Consider the following 19,174-nt stretch of genomic DNA (forward strand, 5'->3'; position numbering starts at 1 on the left):
TCTGTTCCCTCTTTTTTTGTTATGATAAAAGAGGCGTTTGCTTGATGGTTAAAAGAAAGGAACGAACAAGATGGCTGACGCAACGTTGTTTAAAACGGCAGCAGACGTGCTGCAATGGATGGAAACGGGCTGCTCTCCCGGAATCCATCCGGGTTTATCCCGTATGGAATGGATATTGGAACGAACGGGTCATCCGGAACGTCGGTTAAAAGTGATTCATGTGGCTGGCACCAACGGCAAAGGCTCCACAGCGGCGATGATCGCTTCGGTATTACAGCGGGCCGGCTATCCGACCGGGATGTTTATTTCCCCATACCTTCATCATTGGAGCGAACGGATTCAGATGGACGGGGAGCCGATAGCGGAAGCATCGTTTGTACACTGGGCCAACACGCTTGTTCCGTTGATCGACGAGATGGAAGAGGCGGGGGTGGGTCGTCCGACACCGTTTGAGTTTTGGACCTTGGTGGCGATCCATTATTTTGCCAAAGAGGCCGTTCCTTGGTTTGTCGTATTGGAGACAGGAATGGGAGGCCGTTATGATTCCACGAATGTAGTGCATCCATTGGTATCGGTGATTACGACAGTGGCAAAAGATCACCAGGAATTTTTGGGAGAGACGATTGGCCAGATTGCTGCGGAAAAGGCGGGCATTATCAAGGCGGGTACACCGGTTGTGACTGCCGTTGATGAGGTTGAAGCACGTCGAGTGATCATCGATACGGCCACAGAAAAGCAAAGCCGTCTTTACTTGGCGGGACAAGATTTCCATGGAATCCCAAGGGGGAGTCGGGACAGCGGTGAAACATTTGATTTTACAGGTCCGTTTCGGGAGCTGAAGGGGTTGATGACGCCGCTCTGTGGAAAACATCAGGTACAAAACGGGGCAACCGCCTTGATGACACTGGAGTTGTTGCGCCAATATTATGCGTCGGTGATGACCGATACCGATATCCGGGAAGGGTTGGCGGCGACAAACTGGCCCGGTCGCTTAGAAACAGTGAGCCACCATCCACGGGTATTACTGGATTGCGCGCACAATCCGGGAGCGGCAACAGCGTTGGCACAAGCCCTCGCTCCATATACATATGAACGACTCCATCTGTTGGTCGCCGTGTTGGAGGATAAAGACGCCACCGGTATTCTTTATCCGCTTCTTTCCCTGGCGGATACCGTGACCGTCACACAGGTGGATCATCCCCGCGCCATGTCCGGCAACCGGTTGGGTAGGCTGGTGGAACAGGTGCGTCCAGACATTGTACCCACACAGGTACCTTATCCCGATCAGGCATTGGAGACGCTGCAAGTGAAGGCGGGAAAAGGTGATCTGATTTTGGTAACCGGCAGTCTATTCTTGGTGTCGGAAGTGCGACGGTTATTTACTTAAAGGCAAGACCCGATAGCAGCCATTTTATTGTTTTTGAAAGCAGGTGAACGGATTGATTCAGAAGAACGAACATATTCATTTTATTGGAATTGGTGGATACGGCATGAGTGCCATCGCGCGGGTGTTGTTGGAGATGGGGTACCGTGTGACGGGATCAGATGTCTCCTCCAACAAACTGACAGAGGCGTTAGTGGAAAAAGGGGCAGAGATTTATCTGGGGCATGATGGTGCCCTTGTGAATCACGCTGATCGTGTGGTGTACTCCTCCAGCATTCCTGAACATAATGTGGAGCGGAAAGCGGCACGGGAACAAGGAATTCCGGTATACCACCGTTCCCAGATGTTAGCGTTGCTGTTGAATGATAAAAAAGGGGTAGCTGTTGCCGGTGCCCACGGGAAAACCACCACTTCATCCATGATCGCTCAGACAATGGAAGAAGGAGCGGTTGATCCGTCTTATATCATCGGCGGAGAAGTGGTCAGCTTAGGCAGTAATGCGAAAGCGGGGTCCAGCGACTGGGTTGTGGCTGAGGCGGATGAGAGCGATGGCACCTTCCTGGAATATTTCCCTCATATCGCTGTTGTCACCAATATTGAGCCGGATCACTTGGAAAATTATGAAGGGGATTTTGAGAATTTAAAACAAGCTTACCGTCAATTTCTTCATCAGGTGAAAACGGACGGCGTGGCGGTTTTGGGCTGGGACGATGCTTATGTACGGGAAATTGCCAGTGATTGCAATGCTCGCGTGGTCACATATGCATTGGACTGTCCTGCTGATGTGACGGCGACGGATATTCGGCAACATCTAAATACACTTACGTTTACCGTACATGCCTATGGAAAAGAGCTGGGGGAGATGACGATCCATGTACCCGGACGTCACAACGTAGCAAACGCTTTGGCGACGACGGCTGTCTGTTTAGAAGCGGGTATGCCCTTTTCCGCGATTGCGGAAGGAATGGTGCGCTTTCGTGGAGCGAAGCGACGTTTTCAAGTGATCGGGGAAGAGGATGATATTTTAGTGGTGGATGATTACGCCCATCACCCCACTGAGATCCGCGCTACCTTAAACGGCCTAAAAGCGATGAATCGGCGCATTTTGGCTGTCTTCCAACCACAGCGGTATTCCCGTACTCATCTGTTGATGGAGGAATTTAGCCACGCTTTTGCTGAAGCGGATCAACTGGTTATCAGCAGTATTTATTCCCCACCGGGGGAGCCTCCGATTGATGGGGTTTCTTCGGAACGGTTGGTGGAAATGGTGAGACAAAACAGCAACCCCTATGCCCAATTCCGCGATACGAAGGAGGAGGTGGAGGAGTGGCTGTTGGAGCAGGCTCGTCCTGGTGATCTGGTGATTACGATGGGGGCCGGGGATATCTGGCGAGTGGCACATAATCTGGTGCCTGCTTTGCAGAAGCGCAGGAAGAAAGCCAACTTAACTTAATGGGAATAGCCCATCCACCAGATGGGCTCTCCCCTTTTTTTAAGACTTACAGTATAAAGGAAGTTTTCTCCATCCATCCTAATCATACGAAATTGTTGTGGGATGTTTGGTTTATCATGAACAGGGAATTAAAAAACGTTGTATATCAATTTCTAATAAAGGTGGGTTTTTGTGAAAGTATCAAAAAGCGTATTTGGAAGCTCAGTCATCATTGCGTTGTTGTTTTTGATTTGGGGAGCGTTGATGCCGGATCAGTTGGAGAAGAGTGCAAGCGCTGTTCAAGGCTTCTTACAAACCAAATTCGGCTGGTTTTACTTGTTGGCAGCTACGGGTATATTGGTTTTTATCGTCACTCTGGTGTTTACTCGTTTTGGGAACATTAAATTGGGTAAGGACGATGAGGAGCCGGAGTATCCTTTTATCACCTGGTTTGCCATGTTGTTTAGTGCTGGTATGGGAATCGGTCTGGTGTTTTGGGGAGTGGCGGAGCCGTTGAGTCATTTTGCCAGCCCTCCCACTGGTGAAGGGGGGACACAGCAGGATGCGGTCAATTCACTGCGCTATACCTTATTCCATTGGGGATTCCATCCTTGGGCTATTTATACATTAATCGCGTTGGCTTTGGCATATTTTAAGTTCCGTAAGGATGCCCCCGGATTGATCAGTTCTACTTTTTACCCCCTTCTAGGCGAACGGGTAAACGGTCCGATTGGAAAGACGATCGATGTCCTGGCCGTATTTGCTACGGTGTTTGGAGTGGCAACCTCCCTTGGCCTCGGCGCAGCCCAAATTGCTGCAGGTGCCTCTTTCCTGTTTGCTCCGATTGAAAACACGGTATCCACGCAGTTGGTGATTATCGCGATCGTGACGGTATTGTTCATGATCTCTGCATGGTCGGGCTTAAATAAAGGCATTATGTATCTCAGCAACATAAACATTGTTTTGGCTGTCGCGCTGTTGCTATTTTTGATCATTACGGGTCCTACCTTATTTATGGCTAACCTTTTTACCACAACACTGGGAGGGTATTTGCAGCAACTGGTACAGATGAGCTTGCAGATCACTCCTTTTGAAAACACCCAACGAGCTGCTTGGACTCAGGACTGGACCATCTTTTATTGGGCGTGGTGGATCTCCTGGTCGCCGTTTGTGGGAACGTTTATTGCACGGGTTTCCCGTGGTCGTACCATCCGGGAATTTATTCTCGGTGTATTGGCGGTACCCACACTGTTTAGCGCAATCTGGTTTTCCGCTATGGGTGGGGCCGGATTGCACGCAGATATGTTTGACAATGCCGGTCTTGTTGAAACCATGGGCAACCTGGGAACAGAAGTAGCGTTGTTCAGCTTGTTTGAAACCTTGCCGCTGGGAACGATCCTTTCCCTATTGGCGATTCTCTTGATCAGCACATTCTTCATCACATCGGCAGATTCCGCCACTTTTGTATTGGGGATGCAGACTACCAACGGCAGTCTTAATCCGCCCAATTCCGTTAAGCTGACCTGGGGCTTCATTCAGTCTGCGGCAGCGGCAGTTCTACTGATTTCCGGTGGTTTGTCTGGTTTACAGACAGCTGCTATTATCGCTGCTTTTCCCTTCACCTTTGTATTAATCGGCATGGGAGTTTCCCTCTTCGTCTCCTTAAAAAAGGAGAAAAAAGCTCCTAAACGTGCAAAAGCGGTATGATCGCTCAAAAAAAGCCGTTCACCCGGTATTGTCCGGGGAACGGCTTTTTTTGATGGAACAAGTTAAAACCGCAACCTTTTGTGACAGCCTCTGTGTAGACGTTTCATCGGAGGGGTGGTTGGTTTACACTGAGAGACGAAGGTGATTTCGAATTCCTTATTTGGGGATGACAAACATGGTTAAATGGATGGACAGACGGATAGAAGTAGTGGTGCTTCTGTTGATTTTGACTGTTTTTATGGCCGCTTGCACGGGCACAAACGAGCAGGGACAGCCACAGGACGAACAGCAAACGGAACAAGCAGAGCCGCTCAATTGGGAAGTGCCGCCATTTGCGGCGGTGGATCAGAATGGAACAGAAGTTACGCTGGAAGACCTAAAAGGGAAGGTATGGCTAGCGGACTTTATTTTTACCCGGTGCCCTGATGTCTGCCCACCGATGACGGCTAATATGACCAACGTGCAGCAGGAACTGAAGGAACAGGGAGTAGATGTGGAGATTATCTCCTTTAGTGTTGATCCTGAGCATGATCAGCCGGAGATGCTGAAAAAATTTGCCGGGAACTATGATCTCAGCCTTGACAACTGGCGTTTTTTAAGCGGTTATGATCAGGAGACGATTGAATCTTTCGCCCGGGAAGGCTTTAAAGGGGATATCAAACGGGTGCAAGATGAAGAGGACAAACCGCTTCAAATCAATCATCCGGTTTCCTTCTTTCTTGTCAACCCCGAGGGGAAGGTATATGAACGATATGATGGGATGGATCCGGATATCGATCAAATGGTAAAGGATATTCGGGAAATCTCGTCCTGAATTTTTATGTCATTTAAATGGCCGAACTTCACTCCATCAATCACTAACAGCAGTTCCATCGCTTTAATCGATAAAAACCAGTTCTCCATTGGGGAGAAGCTGGTTTTTATCGTTGAGAGAGAAATTAACGGATGGCACCTTAGCGTGAGGTGGGAACCACTTTGCGCCTTCGGTTTTGGCGGGGGATGCGCCACAAGGCGAAGACGGTGGCGAAGATCCAACCGCCGACTAGCAGCAGTAGTAACAGGGGGAAGGGATCGGTCCAAGTTGCTGCGGGCAGCAGCAGTGTCACGGTACTCTCCACTAAGAGAATCCCCCACACCAGCCGGGATAAGTCCCCGGTTTTTTGCTGTTCAGGCAAGGGATATAACCGAAACCAGGGCTGGAAGCGGTGAATACGCCGGATCCAGGGGAGTTGAACAGCTGTCATCCACAACCCCAGGAAATAAAGGCAGACTGCCAACAGGGGGAGCGATTCCGTCAACACCAAGGCGATTCCAGTCATAATGGTGAGTCGGAGCGTGACACCAAATGGTTCGCGGTAGCGTAGAAAGGTTCGCTGATAGAGATAGAAGTAGGTATTTTCCCGGCGTCGGGCAGGAAAGCGGTTGAGCCACTGCCATCCCCGGCGGATCCGGACCTCATTTCCCACCTGCGGAACATCGATAAATTGGCTGGCGAGACGATAATAGCGGGCAACAGTGGCCGACTCCTCCGCTACCAGTCGCTGCCATGAAAAGTAGCCCCGCGGCGGTTGACGCCGTCGCTGATAGGCGATTAGAAGTCCGATCCACACAAGGGTGACCAGCAACGGGAGACCAAAAAATTGGCCATGGAACAGCCAGATAGTGATGAAAGCATTGGTTCCCCACCGGATTACAGAATCGGTCCAATGGGGCCGTTCTGCAAGCAATTCATGGAAACGCAGCCACAGGTTAAACACTTTAAATGTGAGCAACACGACGACTGCCATCACCCAGGCGACTCCATCTCCCAATCGTTGAATAAACAGGGGTGATAACACGATCATCCATGCCAGCACAATCAGACACTGGATGATTGCATTGTAGGTAAATGCCCGCTGCATATACCGACTGACAGTGGAGGGATCTGGAGCCAGGAAGAATGGATCAGCTGGCTGAAAATAGGTGCGAAAGCGGATAAAGGACAGCACCGCGGTCAAAATGGCTGCTAACACCCATGCTACCGGAAAGTCGGGGGGAAGCCATTCTTGCAGCAGTTTGCGGTATAAAACGAGAAGCAGAATGGCGAACAGCGCCGGAAAAAGGTTAAGTGTGCGTGCAATGGCGATGGCGTAGCGGCTCCCTTTTTGATAGGCCGCTTTGCGGCGATGTTGAAACAGTTGATTGAAATCCTTCATGCGCGTTCCCCTTTGACCGTGTGCACAAATAACTCGTCCAAGCTGGCATGGGGAAGCCCGGCTTGTGTTCGCATCGCCTCCAGAGTGCCGTTGAGGGCGATCCGCCCCTCCTTTAGCAATACAAATCGTTGTGCGTGTTTTTCTGCTGTCGCCAACACATGGGTAGACAAAAGGATAGCCGTTCCTTCCCGCTTTAGAGTTGTCAATTGTTCCAACAGCGAATGAATCGCCAAGGGGTCCAGTCCCACAAAGGGTTCATCCACGATCAAGAGGGAAGGGCGTACCAGGAGAGCACACAGGATCATTACTTTTTGCCGCATCCCTTTGGAGAAGGTGCTGGGATACCACTGGCGTCGCTTGGCCATCTGAAACTCTTCCAACAGCGCCTCCATGCGTTGGCGCCATTCGGAATCCAAGTGGTAGGCCATTGCCGTTAGCTCCAGATGTTCCTCCAAAGTAAGTTCAGGATAGAGATAAGGTGTTTCCGCGATATATGCGATTTCTCGCCGAAAACCCATCGGGTTCTCTGCCATGCTCTTGCCCTGGAAGGTGATAGCGCCCGAGTGGGGGCGCAGATATCCGAGAATATGTTTAATGGTGGTGCTTTTGCCTGCACCGTTTAAACCGATCAGTCCGACCATCTCGCCGGGCTTCACAGTGAAGTCGATATCAAAGATCACAGGTTGGTGGGGGGCATAACCACCCGTCAAATCTTGCACCTTCAGCAAAAACATTCCCTCGCTTCCGTTCCGGTTTTCGTGCCGTCCTTGTCATCTTAGCCCAGGTGAGGGCCACTGTCCAGGTTGGCGGGTGGCTATTTTTTGCTTCTGCTTGCGAGTGTCCGCCCATATGGTGTTGATGAGGAGGGAAGGCCATGGATCAGTGGGGGATGGGCGCTGTGCAGGCGGCACGGGAACGGTTGTTGGATGAGGTACTACCCAAACAGCGTCAGGACGGAGGTTGGGTGTTTCCCTTTGAGACGACTGCACCGATGACGGATTCGTATACCTTGCTATTGATGGAAGTGTTGGGTTGGCGGGAGGAAAGGCTGCGCGCGGGACTGGTGGAGCGAATTCGCTCCCATATCGATGGAGATGGAGGGTGGCGCGTATACGTCGATGAGCCGTTACCCAATCTTACTGCCACGGTGGAAGCGGCGGTAGCGCTGATGGCGACTGGAGAGGAGTCACCGCAGGGGCCGTTGGTGCAGCGGGCGCGGGAAATTGTCCGTTCCCAGGGAGGGATCGGAAAAGCAGGTTCACTGACCAAGGTGATGTTAAGTTTGGTGGGGTTGTTGGATTGGCGTCACATCCCACGGCTACCTTTAAAATTTATGTTGCTGCCGTGGTGGTTTCCCATCAATTTCTTTGATCTGGTCGGCTTTGCCCGTTGTCACTTGGCCCCGATCATGGTTACTTCTCATCTGCGCGTGGTTCGTCGCCTTCCCCGAGGACTGCATGAGTTGAGCGGGTGGGGGGAGCCGACAACCGCTACGGAACAGGTACAAACATTGCGGCGACAAATTTATAAAGCCCTGCCGCCGGAGCTTTCTGGCAGCGCGGGGAATCGGTTGGCATTGGCCAAGGCAGTTACCTTTATGCGAAACCGTACCGAAGTGGACGGAACCTTGTACAGTTTTTTAACTGGTACCGTTTTGATGGTGTTTGCCTGGTTGGGGTTGGGTTTGTCTCCTTCCCACCCCTGGATCGTTCAGGCGATACGGGGATTGCGGCCGTTTGCCATTACGGTCCCTGAGGGGATTCATATGCAAGAGACGACATCGGTAGTATGGGATACGGCTCTACTGATGGATGCGATGGGCGAAGCGGGTCTGTCTCCGGACGATGCGGCGATGACTCGCGGGCGAAAATATCTGTTGTCGCGGCAACAGCAGCGCTTGGGTGACTGGGCGATAAAAAATCCGGGCATTCCCGCAGGGGGATGGGGCTTTTCCGATATCAATACGATCAACCCTGATGTTGACGATACTTCCGCCAGCTTGCGCGTGTTGGCTGCCAGTCTTACTGTGGACCCCACGAGTAAAGGACCATGGGAACGGGGAGCACGCTGGTTGGCCAGTATGCAAAACCGGGATGGTGGTTGGCCTGCATTTGAAAAGAATACGGATAAACGTTGGCCGCGCCTATTGTTGCCGTCAGATCTGCAACCGGGGGCAACCGATCCCTCCACTCCTGATCTAACCGGGCGGACCCTCGCTTTTTTTGGTCGGTTTCGCGGATGGAGAGTGGGGCAGCCAGCGGTTGAGCAAGCGATTCGGTTTTTGGAGCGGGAACAGCGGCCGGAGGGGTGTTGGTTTGGCCGTTGGGGAATTACCTATCTCTACGGAACTTGGGCCGCATTAACCGGAATGGCCGCTGTCGGTTGCCCTGTCACCCATCCGGCGGTATCCAAGGGAGTCAAGTGGTTGATAACGGTGCAACAATCGGATGGAGGATGGGGAGAATCTTGTCGCAGCGATCAGGAAGGAAGATATATTCCACTACAATGGAGCACGCCATCGCAAACAGCATGGGCGTTGGACGCATTGATCGCCTACCATGACCGACCCATCGCCCCCATTCGCGCTGGGGTTCAACGTTTGGTAGAAATGGTGGAAGAAAAGGGGGAGCATACCACTTATCCCACTGGAGCTGGTTTGGCGGGGCACGTTTATTTTCATTATCACAGTTATCGTTATGTCTGGCCCTTGGCGGTGCTGGGTCGATATGAAAAAAAATACGGATCATAAGTCTGATCCATCCACTCTCCAAAATCAGTATAATGGTAGTTGAAGGGATAGATGGAGGTGAATGGTTTTTGTGGATGGGGATCACGGTGGCGACGGCTGTAGCTGGATGGTGGATGGGGCGCTGGTTGCCGTTGGTTGGAGGGTGGTTTTTGCGGGAATCGGTGCTCACCTCGCAGGAACGTCGCCAGGGGGAAATGGTGGGGAAAATCGGTGTCTCCTCAGGGGCGGTTGCGATGGTTTGGTGGGCGACAGAGCCGGGGGAGTGGTTATTGGGACTCACCTTTCTCTTCTTTTTGTTACTGGTGGTGTGGACCGATTGGATGAGAGGGGTGATCCCTGATCGCTTAAATGGGGTTGGGGCTGTTGTTTTTTTGTGTGTACAAGGGATTCGCGGTGAGGAATTGCTGTCGTTGTTGATGGCTGCCATCGCCGGATTCATTCTGTTGGGACTGATTTCTTTGTTAAGTGGTGGGGGCATGGGTGGTGGAGATGTAAAAATGGCAGGTGCTGCCGGTTTTGCCTTAGGGTGGCCCGGATTGGGTGTCGGTTTGGCCTTGGCGATTGTCAGTGGCGGCTTGACGGCATTGTGGCTATGGGGGAGGCGACAGGTGACGGGAAAAACGCCGATTCCCTTCGGCCCACATTTAGCCCTTGGCTTTTTTATCGCTTTTTGGTCAGGGGAAGTGTTGGCGAGTTGGTATCTCTCACTATTGGGAAGATGATGAAAAAGGATCTTTTCTCCATGCGATCGCTCTGACTTTCAGTTCTATATCAAACTAGCAACCCATATAGATGAACTATGGATGAATTGAGAGAAGGAGACGATCATATGGAGAAGAAACGGATTACGATTCGCTTTCATCAGGGGGGACGCTCTCCTACCGTGCAGATCGGGGATCAACAAGCGGATACGGTGTCAAGAGAAGTGAAGGGTGAAGAAGTGACAGGCGCCAAAAAGAAGCTAGACGCGGACAAGCTGGCGGTTCCGACTACCTTAGAAGATAAGAATCCACCCGATGAATCTGATGCTCCATGGGTGTGGGGAATGGAAAGGGAAGAGAGTGTGGAGTGGGGAAAACCTTATTCGTATAAAGGATTACCCGATAAAAAAACGGTGCGATCGGTGATCCTGTCTATTGTAGGGGCGGTGTTGTTGGGGACATTGATGGGTTTTCTGGTACTCTCTCTGTTTTTTTCGAGCGAATCGGATATTTCTACCCGCAGTATCGACTCTCACCTCCCCACTACACCCAATGAAGCGGAACCATCCCAACAGAAGACAGCGGAAAAAGAGGAACAAAAAACCGCTACCCTTAAGCTTCCTGCACTGTCGGGGATCATGGTGCAAGGCGGGACGTATCAGGAAAAAGCAGGAGGCGAACAGGCCGTGCACCAACTGCGAAGTGAAGGCTGGGCTGCAGTCATGTCCGCCGATTCCCCCCATCGATTGTTGCTGGGAATCGGAACGGAAAAAGACGACGCTGCAGCGCTGGCTTCTTTTTATAAGGAAAATGGGCAGACCGTCATCCTGAAAGAGCATCAGGTGAAAGAGACGACACTGTCATTGTCTGAAAAAAATAAGGAAGTGATGGAAGAGAGTATTGCCCCCGTGGTGAAGGAAGGCCATCGGATCTATGCCTTGGTGGCAAAGCGGACCAGTCAAGGTCTCGCCGGCGGTGAGCGTTCATTACAACCGGTGTGGAAAGACGTGGAACAATCCTCAAAAAAGGTTTCATCGCTGGCAAAAGGAATGGAGAACGATCTTCCGCAAAAAGCGCGTGATCCGTTTATCCAAATGATGCAGTCTCTGGATCAGGTCGTACAGAGTGGGCAGGCCAATGTAAACAGCCCGGAAGAGTCCATGTTATGGCAAATTCAGGAAGGATTAATTCGATATGCCCTTGCTTACGAAAAATTTGTGGCTGCTGTCCGATAGAAACCTGGATTGTTTCTTGTTCCGGCATGTCGATTTTGCTAAACTTGAGATATATCGAGCGATGTCCACCCCCCATAGTCCGGCAAGGTGGACGGTGGCCCCGTGGAGTTCGCTGAACTTCTCACAGGGTCTGTTTTTTACACTAATTACCGATCATGAATGAATGATCTTCCCGACTGTGAATGAGTTTAAGGAAAGATTTCTCTTTTTCAATGTGCAAACGGATAGGAGGTCGGGGCCCCCATGCAGCCGGAATTGGTACTCGCTTCCGGGTCTCCGCGACGAAGGGAACTCCTTCGTTCCTTGGGCGTTCCTTTTTCCGTCCATCCCAGTTGGGTGACGGAAGATGTACCCGGTAATCCCTCCCCAGGGGAATTGGTGGAGATCCTTGCTGCCAAAAAAGCGTTGGCGGTGGCTCATACCCGGCATCAAGCCGTGGTGATTGGATCAGATACCGTCGTCTCATTAGAGGGAAAGATTTTGGGAAAACCGGTCGATGAAGAAGATGCCTGCCGTATGTTGGAACGCTTACAGGGGCGGGCGCATCAAGTTTATACGGGTATCGCTCTGGTGGAGATGGATGGGGGAAAAGTTTCACGTCGACTGATCGACCATCGGGTGACCGAAGTGATGGTGCGCAATATGACCACCGACGAAATCCGTTGGTATGTCTCCACCCGGGAACCATTGGATAAAGCTGGGGCATACGGCCTTCAGGGCATCGGCTCCATCTGGGTGGATTGGATCGACGGTTGCTACACCAATGTGGTAGGTTTATCTCTTCCGTTATTGTACGACATGCTCAAACAGCTGGATTACCCGATGATGACCCGGTCATTTTCTCCGGAGCGTAAGGTCTGACCCCACAGTGTGATCAACGAGAGCCTCCTTATGAACCGGAATAACATAAGGAGGCAGTGGAATTGGAACGAGAATCTTTGTTGATCCGCGATGTGCCGGAAGAGGAACGACCGCGGGAGCGTATGCTGCAAGTAGGGCCCCCGTCTTTAGCCAATGCGGAATTGGTGGCGATTTTGTTGCGGACAGGCACTTCTGCTGAGTCTGCGCTCCATCTGGCCAGTCGGATCTTATCCCAAATGGATGGACTAAAAGGATTGGCACAGGCGGATTTACGCGAATTGACGCAAATTCGAGGGATAGGACCGGCCAAAGCGGTTCAACTGTTGGCGGGTATTGAACTGGGACGAAGAGTTTTTCGCGCCGTGCCTGGAGAACGGGTTGCGATTCGATCGCCGCGGGATGCTGCGGAAGCTTGTATGGATGAAATGCGGTATCTTTCCCAGGAACATTTTGTTTGTCTGTTTTTAAACACCAAAAATGTGGTGATTGATAAAAAGTGTATCTATGTCGGTACCTTAAATGCATCGGTCGTCCACCCCAGGGAAGTATTTCGGGAGGCGATCAAAAAAAGCTCCGCTGGTGTCATCTGTATTCACAACCATCCCAGCGGCGATCCCACACCTAGCCGCGAAGACGTTCATGTGACAGAACGCCTGTATGAAGCGGGTCAGTTATTGGGAATTGAACTATTGGATCATATCATTATCGGAGACAACCGATTTTATAGTATGAAAGAAAAAGGGATGTTGCCTGTTTAAATACGAATGACTTGTGCTCCTCAACGAAGGGGCACTGGATCACTACTTTATAAGCAGAAGGGCTGAGCGGGAGATGCGACTTTGGTTTGGAAGCAAAGGGAGCAGCGATGGGGAAACACAGACCATTTTCCAACGTTTTGGAGGATTTACCCGGGATATGGGTATCGATTTGGGTACCGCCAACACTCTGGTATATCTCAAAGGTCACGGCATCGTAGTCCGGGAGCCTTCCGTCGTCGCCCTGGAGACCAGCAGTCAAGATATCATGGCGGTCGGCGAAGAAGCGAAAAGGATGATTGGTCGGACACCAAGCAATATCGTGGCTCGTCGACCGATGAAGGATGGAGTGATCGCCGATTACAATACGACGGCGACGATGTTGGAATATTTTATTAAGAAAGCACAGACGCAACGGGTGTATATTCCACGCCGCCCCAATGTGATGGTTTGTGTTCCATACGGCGTAACGGCTGTAGAGAAGCGGGCGGTGGAAGAAGCGACCCGTCAAGCGGGAGCAAAAGAAGCGCACACGATTGAAGAGCCGTTTGCGGCCGCGATCGGTGCCGGTTTACCGGTGTGGGAACCGACGGGCAGTATGGTGGTGGATATCGGTGGCGGGACGACGGAAGTGGCCGTCATCTCACTGGGTGGGATCGTTACTGCTAAATCGTTGCGTGTGGCCGGAGATGAAATGGATGTCGCCATTATCAAATATATTAAGCGCCAGTATAACTTGATGATCGGAGAGCGGACGGCGGAAAACCTGAAGTTGGAGGTTGGGTCGGCCATGTCGGATAACGAAGAGATCACCCGTGATATTCGCGGACGCGATCTAATCTCCGGACTGCCTAAAACCATCCAGATCACCTCAAAAGAGATTGCTGAAGCATTATCGGATACGGTAAGCGCTATTATCGATTCGGTCAAGCTTACATTGGAACAAACGCCTCCTGAATTGGCCGCTGATATCATGGATCGGGGGATTGTCTTAACTGGGGGCGGGGCGTTGCTGCGCAACCTGGATCAGTGTTTATCTGAGGAGACGCAAATGCCGGTGGTGGTAGCGGAAAACGCGCTGGACTGTGTGGCGATCGGAACGGGACAAGCTTTGGAAAACATCCATCTGTTTACCTCTGGCATGGGCTCGTCCAAACCTTCCGGACGACGGCTGTGAGAAGGTGAGCGCCTATGTTTTTCCGATTGTTTGCCAACCGGCGCCTATTTCTATTTTTATTGGCCGTGATTTTGCTGACCGTTGCAGCTGGAATTACCCGTGGCGAGCGTGATCAGGTAACATGGCCGGAAGCAGTGGTCAAAACATCGGTCGCTTGGCTCCAGGGGTTGATCAGCAAACCTACTTTTGCCATGAGCGATTGGTGGAATCAAGCTTCCGAAGCACAAGATCAGCCGAGCGAAAGTGAACTGCAACTACAGGCGGAAATAGAACACCTACAACAGGAGAATAAAGAGCTAAAGGAAGTTGCCGATTATATCGATGACACCGATGTGGATTTGATCACAGCTAAAGTGGTTTCCCGCAGTCCCAACCGTTGGAACAACCGAGTGGTGATCAACCGGGGGACCGCCGACGGAGTGGAGAAAGATATGCCGGTTATTACCCATGAAGGGTTGATTGGACGGGTCCAGGTGGTCACCAAACATATGGCTGATGTTGAGCTGTTGACCGATTCGGACAGCGGTCCTGGAATCGCCGCACATATCCAAACGGGAGATGAAGCGGCCTTTGGCTTAATCGAAGGATATGATGCAAAGAAACAGCGATTGCTCATGAAAAAGATCTCTTCGCAAAAAAAGCTGGAGAAGGGACAACTGGTGATAACATCGGAGATGTCTGATATTTATTCCGGCGGATTGTTGGTGGGTACGGTGGATCAAGTCTCCGCCGGTGATTTTGGGGTAGACCAAATGGTATCCATTAAACCTGCGGCTCGCTTTGAACAACTCGATTTTGTGATGGTGGTTCGGGATCCCCAAAAAATCCAACTGTGGGAACACCAAAAAACGTCAGATGAGCAGCAAACAGAAGATGGAGGGGATTGAATGATGGTAATTTGGTTCCTCATCGGTCTCCTCTCCTTTCTTTTTTTGTTGGAAGGAACTGTTTTTCAGATGTTGGTGCCGCAAGCGTGGGGAAGTCAACTTGTTTGGATTCCGCAGCTGGTCGTAAGCGGTATTATTATCCTTTCATTGTATCGCGGTCGACGGGAAGGGCTTGTGTATGGTTTTAGCTTTGGTTTGCTTCAAGATTTGGTCTATGGTCAAGCGATTGGCATCTATGCCTTTAGTACGGCAGCAGTCGGCTATCTTATCGGTCAAACTTCGCGGCAATTTCTGTCCGGTCCGACTGTAGCCTTGTTGGCTACAGGAGTGGGCCAGTTGTTTCACTTATTGATCAGTTACGCCTGGTTCCGTTTATTCGACCTTACACGGATCGGATGGGAAGAAGCCTTTCTTTATCACATCCTGCCGTCAGCGTTGTTAAATATGGTAGTCGCTTTTCCCATTTATAAGAGCATCCAATGGATTTATCATCGCTATCACCCCCGATCCGTGCTGTTTGATTGAATGCACGGGCCGTCCGTCGTGGGGAAGGAATTGGCGGGTTGGTGTTGAAATCATATTTGAGACGGGGTGAGGAACCATGGGGAAAGTGATGAAGCCGAGAGTAACCATCAAAGGAACGAAAAACGGGCTTCTTTTCCTGTTGAATGAATCACGTCCCTTTTCCGAGATATTAAGCGAATTAAAATATAAATTGGAGAATTCCGCTAGAATCTGGGATGGGCCGGATACACATGTACACATTAAGTTGGGCAGCCGCCAAATCACTCGAGATGAGGAAAGGGAGATCCGACAGCTGTTTGCGATCCGCAAAAATCTGATCATCTCTTCGATTGAAACTGTGGATGGTAAGCCTTACCTTATTGAAGAGAACCAAGGAATCCAACTGCTGACAGGAACGGTGCGTTCCGGGCAAGTGCTGGAGCATCGAGGCGATTTACTACTGTTGGGAGATATTAATCCGGGAGGGTGTGTTCGCTCAACGGGAAGCATCTATGTGCTCGGTTCCCTCCGGGGATTGGCCCATGCCGGCGGAGAGGGGGATGAGCAGGCGATTATTGCTGCTTCCGTCCTGAAGCCGACCCAACTACGGATCGCCAATGTGGTCTCCCGACCGCCGGATGAATGGGATGAGGGAGAGACTGAGGGGATGAACTTCGCTTATTTGCTCAACGGTCAAATCGCCGTCGACCGCATGCATCATCTTAATCGGATTCGCCCTGATCTGGAATGGAAAGAGAGTCGATTCATGAATCGAAGCGGTTAAGGATCGACCCTGGGGGAGGAGGGCAGAGAGTGGGGGAATCCATTGTAATCACTTCCGGCAAGGGCGGTGTCGGCAAATCAACGACATCGGCCAACATTGGAACCGGGTTGGCCTTGGCCGGTAAAAAAGTGTGTCTGGTGGACACCGATATCGGACTGCGAAATCTGGATGTTTTGATGGGTCTGGAGAACCGGATCGTATACGATCTCATTGATGTGGTGGAAAAAAAGTGCGGGGTGAAACAAGCCCTGATCAAGGATAAACGTTGTGAAGAATTGTATTTACTGCCTGCTGCCCAGACCAAAGATAAAACCGCTTTGGACGCACGACAGCTGCGTTGGTTAACAGCGGAACTCAAGGAAACCTTCGATTATGTGATTATCGATTGTCCTGCCGGGATTGAGATGGGATTTAAAAATGCGGTGTCTGGTGCGGACCGCGCCATTGTGGTGACAACGCCGGAGAATGCGGCTATCCGCGATGCAGACCGAGTAATTGGGCTGTTGGAGAAGGAGAAAGTGGGCAGTCCCAAGCTGCTTATCAACCGTCTGCGCACCCAAATGGTAAAAGAAGGCGGGATGATGGACGTCGATGAAGTGGTATCGGTGCTATCGATCGATCTTCTCGGCGTTGTACCTGATGATGAAGAAATCATTCGCAGCGGCAATCGGGGAGAGCCGATTGTTTTACATAACAAGAGCTTAGCAGCCAAGGCTTATCGCAATATTACCCGCCGTATTCAGGGAGAAGTGGTTCCACTCTTGGTATTGGATAAAGAAAAGAAGATCATGGCCAAGATGAAAAAGTGGCTGGGATTTGCGTGAATGAAGTAGGGTCCGGGATACCTATATCCCGGACCCTTTGTACATAGGGACGATTTTCGATGTATGGAAAGAAAATGCTATAATAGCAAAAAAAGAAGTCGGAGTGTTCGTATGGCAAAGACGCAACGCTTGTTTGAGCTGATGATGACGATTAACGCCAAACAAAAGTTTACTGCGCGAGAGTTAGCGCAAGAATTTGGTGTCTCTTACCGGACGATTCTTCGTGATTTAGACGAACTGAGTGCACTAGGGGTGCCTTTATATTCGGAGGTGGGCGCCAACGGCGGTTACTATTTGTTACATGACCGCATGTTGCCGCCCATCTTTTTTAAGGAGTCAGAAGCGGTTGCCATGTTTTTGGCTTACCATTCGCTGCAATTTTTTGGTGCGTTGCCTTTTCAAGCGGAAACGGACATGGCTTTAAAAAAGTTTTACCAGCACTTGCCGGAAGATATCCAAAAGCGTATTGACAGGATGAAAGAACGCGTTGTTTTCTGGAACCCGAGTCGTGTTCAATCATCCGATTATTTAAATGTGATTTTGGAGACGGCCATTGAGCAAGGGGCGACCCTGATTCATTATGACGGTTCTGAGGGGATTTCCGAGAGAACGATCCAACCGATCGGTCTGTACAGCTATAACGGCTTTTGGTACTGCCCAGCCTATTGTTTAAAACGGGAATCCTTTCGCCTGTTTCGAGCCGACCGTATTCAATTTGCAAAACGGGTGTCATCAGAAAAGAAACGGGATTTACCCTATCGTTCCATTCGTGATTGGATCAAATGGTCGGAGCGGGATGTGATAAATCCGGTTCTTTTCAAAGTGGATTTGACGCTGGAAGGGGTCCGCCGTGCAAAATCGGATCTGGACTTAAGGCGGATGATCCGAATACGCGATGATGGAACGGGATGGATCAATACGCAAATTCCGAAAACGGAAATCACTTATTTTGCCGATTTATTATGGGGCTTCGGCACAGACGCGACTATAAAGGAACCTTCTGAAGCGATTCTGCATATTAGACGAAAAATATCAGCGATGGCACGTTTGTATCGCTAATCAATGATACCGATCGAATCGTATCGTTTATTTCTTGAACCATGACAGAATCTGTCATGGTTCAATGTTACATTGAATATGACCCAAACAAGAAAGGATGAAGCATATGGATGCTGTAAACACATTGCGCAACGTGCTTCTGCACGAAATGAAAGTTGGTATTCAGTCGACGGGCAATCTGCTGCAAAAAGTGAAAGCGGAGGATTGGGATTACCGTCCCACTGACAATATGCGCAGTGTAAAAGAATTGGTGTGGCACCTGATATCCATTCCCGAGACCGACCTAACTATTATGCAAGAAAAAAGCCAAGAAGAAGTTGCTGAAATCGAGCGGAAATATGAGCTAGAATCACCGGATCAAATGGTGACGGCGATGAACGAGGGATACCATGCTTTTAAAGCATATATGACTGCGCTATCGGATGATCAATTTTTAAGCAAAGAAACGAAGCCGTTTTATCTGGATAAAGGCATGACACAAGCGAGCTGGCTGATGGAAACCGTTACCCATCTTTTTCACCATCGGGCTCAGCTTTTCAATTACTTGAAGCAACTCAACTATGAGGTAAATATGTACGATCTTTATCCGCAACATCTATGATTTCAAGTTAAATCCGTGGAAAAGGTTCCACGGATTTCTCGTGGGCAAACAGAGGCAAGGGAGAGAGGAGGAGCTGAAAGTTGGCAAAGAGGAGAAAATTGGTTAGGCAGATTAACGAGAACGTACGGGACCACAAGGGTGGCGACAGTGGCGGTTGAATGGAGCGATCCATCTGAGTAACTCCTTTAAGCAGGTGATCAGGGGTTGTGAAAAAAGCCCGCATCAACCAATACGGGCAATAGCAAATAGAGATACTGGTGCTTAGAGGGGACTGCTTGGAATACTTCCCATCGTTGGACGGTGGGACTGTACTATTTTC

The 19,174-nt window shown here is 50.5% G+C and carries 19 protein-coding genes; 16 read left to right on the plus strand and 3 right to left on the minus strand.

Annotated features, from left to right (window positions below; all coding sequences use genetic code 11):
* Nucleotides 1-70: 70 nt before the first annotated feature.
* The 4 genes from C8J48_RS04090 to C8J48_RS04105 all read left to right on the plus strand — a co-directional run bounded on the left by C8J48_RS04090 (nucleotide 71) and on the right by C8J48_RS04105 (nucleotide 5,337).
* Entirely contained in the window at nucleotides 71-1,387 is a 1,317-nt protein-coding gene (locus tag C8J48_RS04090) for a bifunctional folylpolyglutamate synthase/dihydrofolate synthase (protein WP_107725079.1), read from the plus strand.
* 55 nt (nucleotides 1,388-1,442) lie between these two features.
* Nucleotides 1,443-2,837 carry a UDP-N-acetylmuramate--L-alanine ligase gene (gene murC / locus C8J48_RS04095; protein WP_107727575.1) on the plus strand — a complete coding sequence of 465 codons (1,395 nt, stop codon included), beginning with the start codon at nucleotides 1,443-1,445 and terminating at the stop codon, nucleotides 2,835-2,837.
* Between the two features lie 171 nt (nucleotides 2,838-3,008).
* Nucleotides 3,009-4,523 carry a glycine betaine uptake BCCT transporter gene (locus C8J48_RS04100; RefSeq protein ID WP_107725080.1) on the plus strand — a complete coding sequence of 505 codons (1,515 nt, stop codon included), beginning with the start codon at nucleotides 3,009-3,011 and terminating at the stop codon, nucleotides 4,521-4,523.
* A 175-nt stretch (nucleotides 4,524-4,698) separates the two neighbouring features.
* Nucleotides 4,699-5,337 carry an SCO family protein gene (locus C8J48_RS04105; RefSeq protein WP_170105140.1) on the plus strand — a complete coding sequence of 213 codons (639 nt, stop codon included), beginning with the start codon at nucleotides 4,699-4,701 and terminating at the stop codon, nucleotides 5,335-5,337.
* Between the two features lie 139 nt (nucleotides 5,338-5,476).
* Here the strand turns inward: C8J48_RS04105 and C8J48_RS04110 are convergent, their stop codons facing one another.
* Nucleotides 5,477-6,718 carry an ABC transporter permease gene (locus tag C8J48_RS04110; protein ID WP_107725082.1) on the minus strand — a complete coding sequence of 414 codons (1,242 nt, stop codon included), beginning with the start codon at nucleotides 6,716-6,718 and terminating at the stop codon, nucleotides 5,477-5,479.
* A complete protein-coding gene (locus C8J48_RS04115; RefSeq protein ID WP_107725083.1) occupies nucleotides 6,715-7,452 on the minus strand; it encodes an ABC transporter ATP-binding protein in 738 nt (245 codons plus the stop codon). Before C8J48_RS04115 ends, C8J48_RS04110 begins: the two co-directional genes overlap by 4 nt.
* Nucleotides 7,453-7,592: 140 nt before the next feature.
* Between C8J48_RS04115 and C8J48_RS04120 the strand changes: the two genes are divergently transcribed.
* The 12 genes from C8J48_RS04120 (at nucleotide 7,593) to C8J48_RS04175 (ending at nucleotide 18,855) form a co-directional block, all read left to right on the plus strand.
* A complete protein-coding gene (locus C8J48_RS04120; RefSeq protein ID WP_107725084.1) occupies nucleotides 7,593-9,467 on the plus strand; it encodes a terpene cyclase/mutase family protein in 1,875 nt (624 codons plus the stop codon).
* 74 nt (nucleotides 9,468-9,541) lie between these two features.
* The gene (locus C8J48_RS04125; RefSeq protein WP_245891176.1) at nucleotides 9,542-10,189 is read left to right on the plus strand and encodes a prepilin peptidase; all 648 of its coding nucleotides are present in this window, start codon (nucleotides 9,542-9,544) and stop codon (nucleotides 10,187-10,189) included.
* A gap of 107 nt (nucleotides 10,190-10,296) precedes the next feature.
* Nucleotides 10,297-11,403, plus strand: coding sequence for a hypothetical protein (locus C8J48_RS04130; RefSeq protein WP_107725086.1), 1,107 nt, complete (start codon nucleotides 10,297-10,299; stop codon nucleotides 11,401-11,403).
* A 243-nt stretch (nucleotides 11,404-11,646) separates the two neighbouring features.
* Complete coding sequence (locus C8J48_RS04135) at nucleotides 11,647-12,264, plus strand: Maf family protein (RefSeq protein ID WP_107725087.1); 618 nt, start codon at nucleotides 11,647-11,649, stop codon at nucleotides 12,262-12,264.
* 62 nt (nucleotides 12,265-12,326) lie between these two features.
* Entirely contained in the window at nucleotides 12,327-13,022 is a 696-nt protein-coding gene (gene radC, locus C8J48_RS04140; RefSeq protein WP_281261186.1) for a RadC family protein, read from the plus strand.
* 73 nt (nucleotides 13,023-13,095) lie between these two features.
* Nucleotides 13,096-14,196, plus strand: coding sequence for a rod shape-determining protein (locus C8J48_RS04145; RefSeq protein ID WP_107725088.1), 1,101 nt, complete (start codon nucleotides 13,096-13,098; stop codon nucleotides 14,194-14,196).
* 14 nt (nucleotides 14,197-14,210) lie between these two features.
* Entirely contained in the window at nucleotides 14,211-15,083 is an 873-nt protein-coding gene (gene mreC / locus C8J48_RS04150) for a rod shape-determining protein MreC (protein WP_107725089.1), read from the plus strand.
* Nucleotides 15,084-15,608: a rod shape-determining protein MreD gene (gene mreD, locus C8J48_RS04155; protein WP_107725090.1), complete on the plus strand. Its 525-nt coding sequence runs from the start codon at nucleotides 15,084-15,086 to the stop codon at nucleotides 15,606-15,608.
* Nucleotides 15,609-15,684: 76 nt separating this feature from the next.
* Entirely contained in the window at nucleotides 15,685-16,371 is a 687-nt protein-coding gene (gene minC / locus C8J48_RS04160) for a septum site-determining protein MinC (protein WP_107725091.1), read from the plus strand.
* Between the two features lie 29 nt (nucleotides 16,372-16,400).
* Nucleotides 16,401-17,195, plus strand: coding sequence for a septum site-determining protein MinD (gene minD, locus C8J48_RS04165; protein WP_107725092.1), 795 nt, complete (start codon nucleotides 16,401-16,403; stop codon nucleotides 17,193-17,195).
* A gap of 111 nt (nucleotides 17,196-17,306) precedes the next feature.
* Nucleotides 17,307-18,254, plus strand: a complete 948-nt coding sequence (locus C8J48_RS04170; protein WP_107725093.1) for a helix-turn-helix transcriptional regulator — start codon at nucleotides 17,307-17,309, stop codon at nucleotides 18,252-18,254.
* Between the two features lie 106 nt (nucleotides 18,255-18,360).
* Nucleotides 18,361-18,855 carry a DinB family protein gene (locus C8J48_RS04175; protein ID WP_107725094.1) on the plus strand — a complete coding sequence of 165 codons (495 nt, stop codon included), beginning with the start codon at nucleotides 18,361-18,363 and terminating at the stop codon, nucleotides 18,853-18,855.
* A gap of 7 nt (nucleotides 18,856-18,862) precedes the next feature.
* Here C8J48_RS04175 and C8J48_RS18635 read toward each other — a convergent pair whose 3' ends face one another.
* Complete coding sequence (locus tag C8J48_RS18635; protein WP_170105144.1) at nucleotides 18,863-19,027, minus strand: hypothetical protein; 165 nt, start codon at nucleotides 19,025-19,027, stop codon at nucleotides 18,863-18,865.
* Nucleotides 19,028-19,174 lie beyond the last annotated feature (147 nt).

Source organism: Desmospora activa DSM 45169, assembly GCF_003046315.1.
Taxonomy (GTDB): Bacteria; Bacillota; Bacilli; order Thermoactinomycetales; family DSM-45169; genus Desmospora; species Desmospora activa.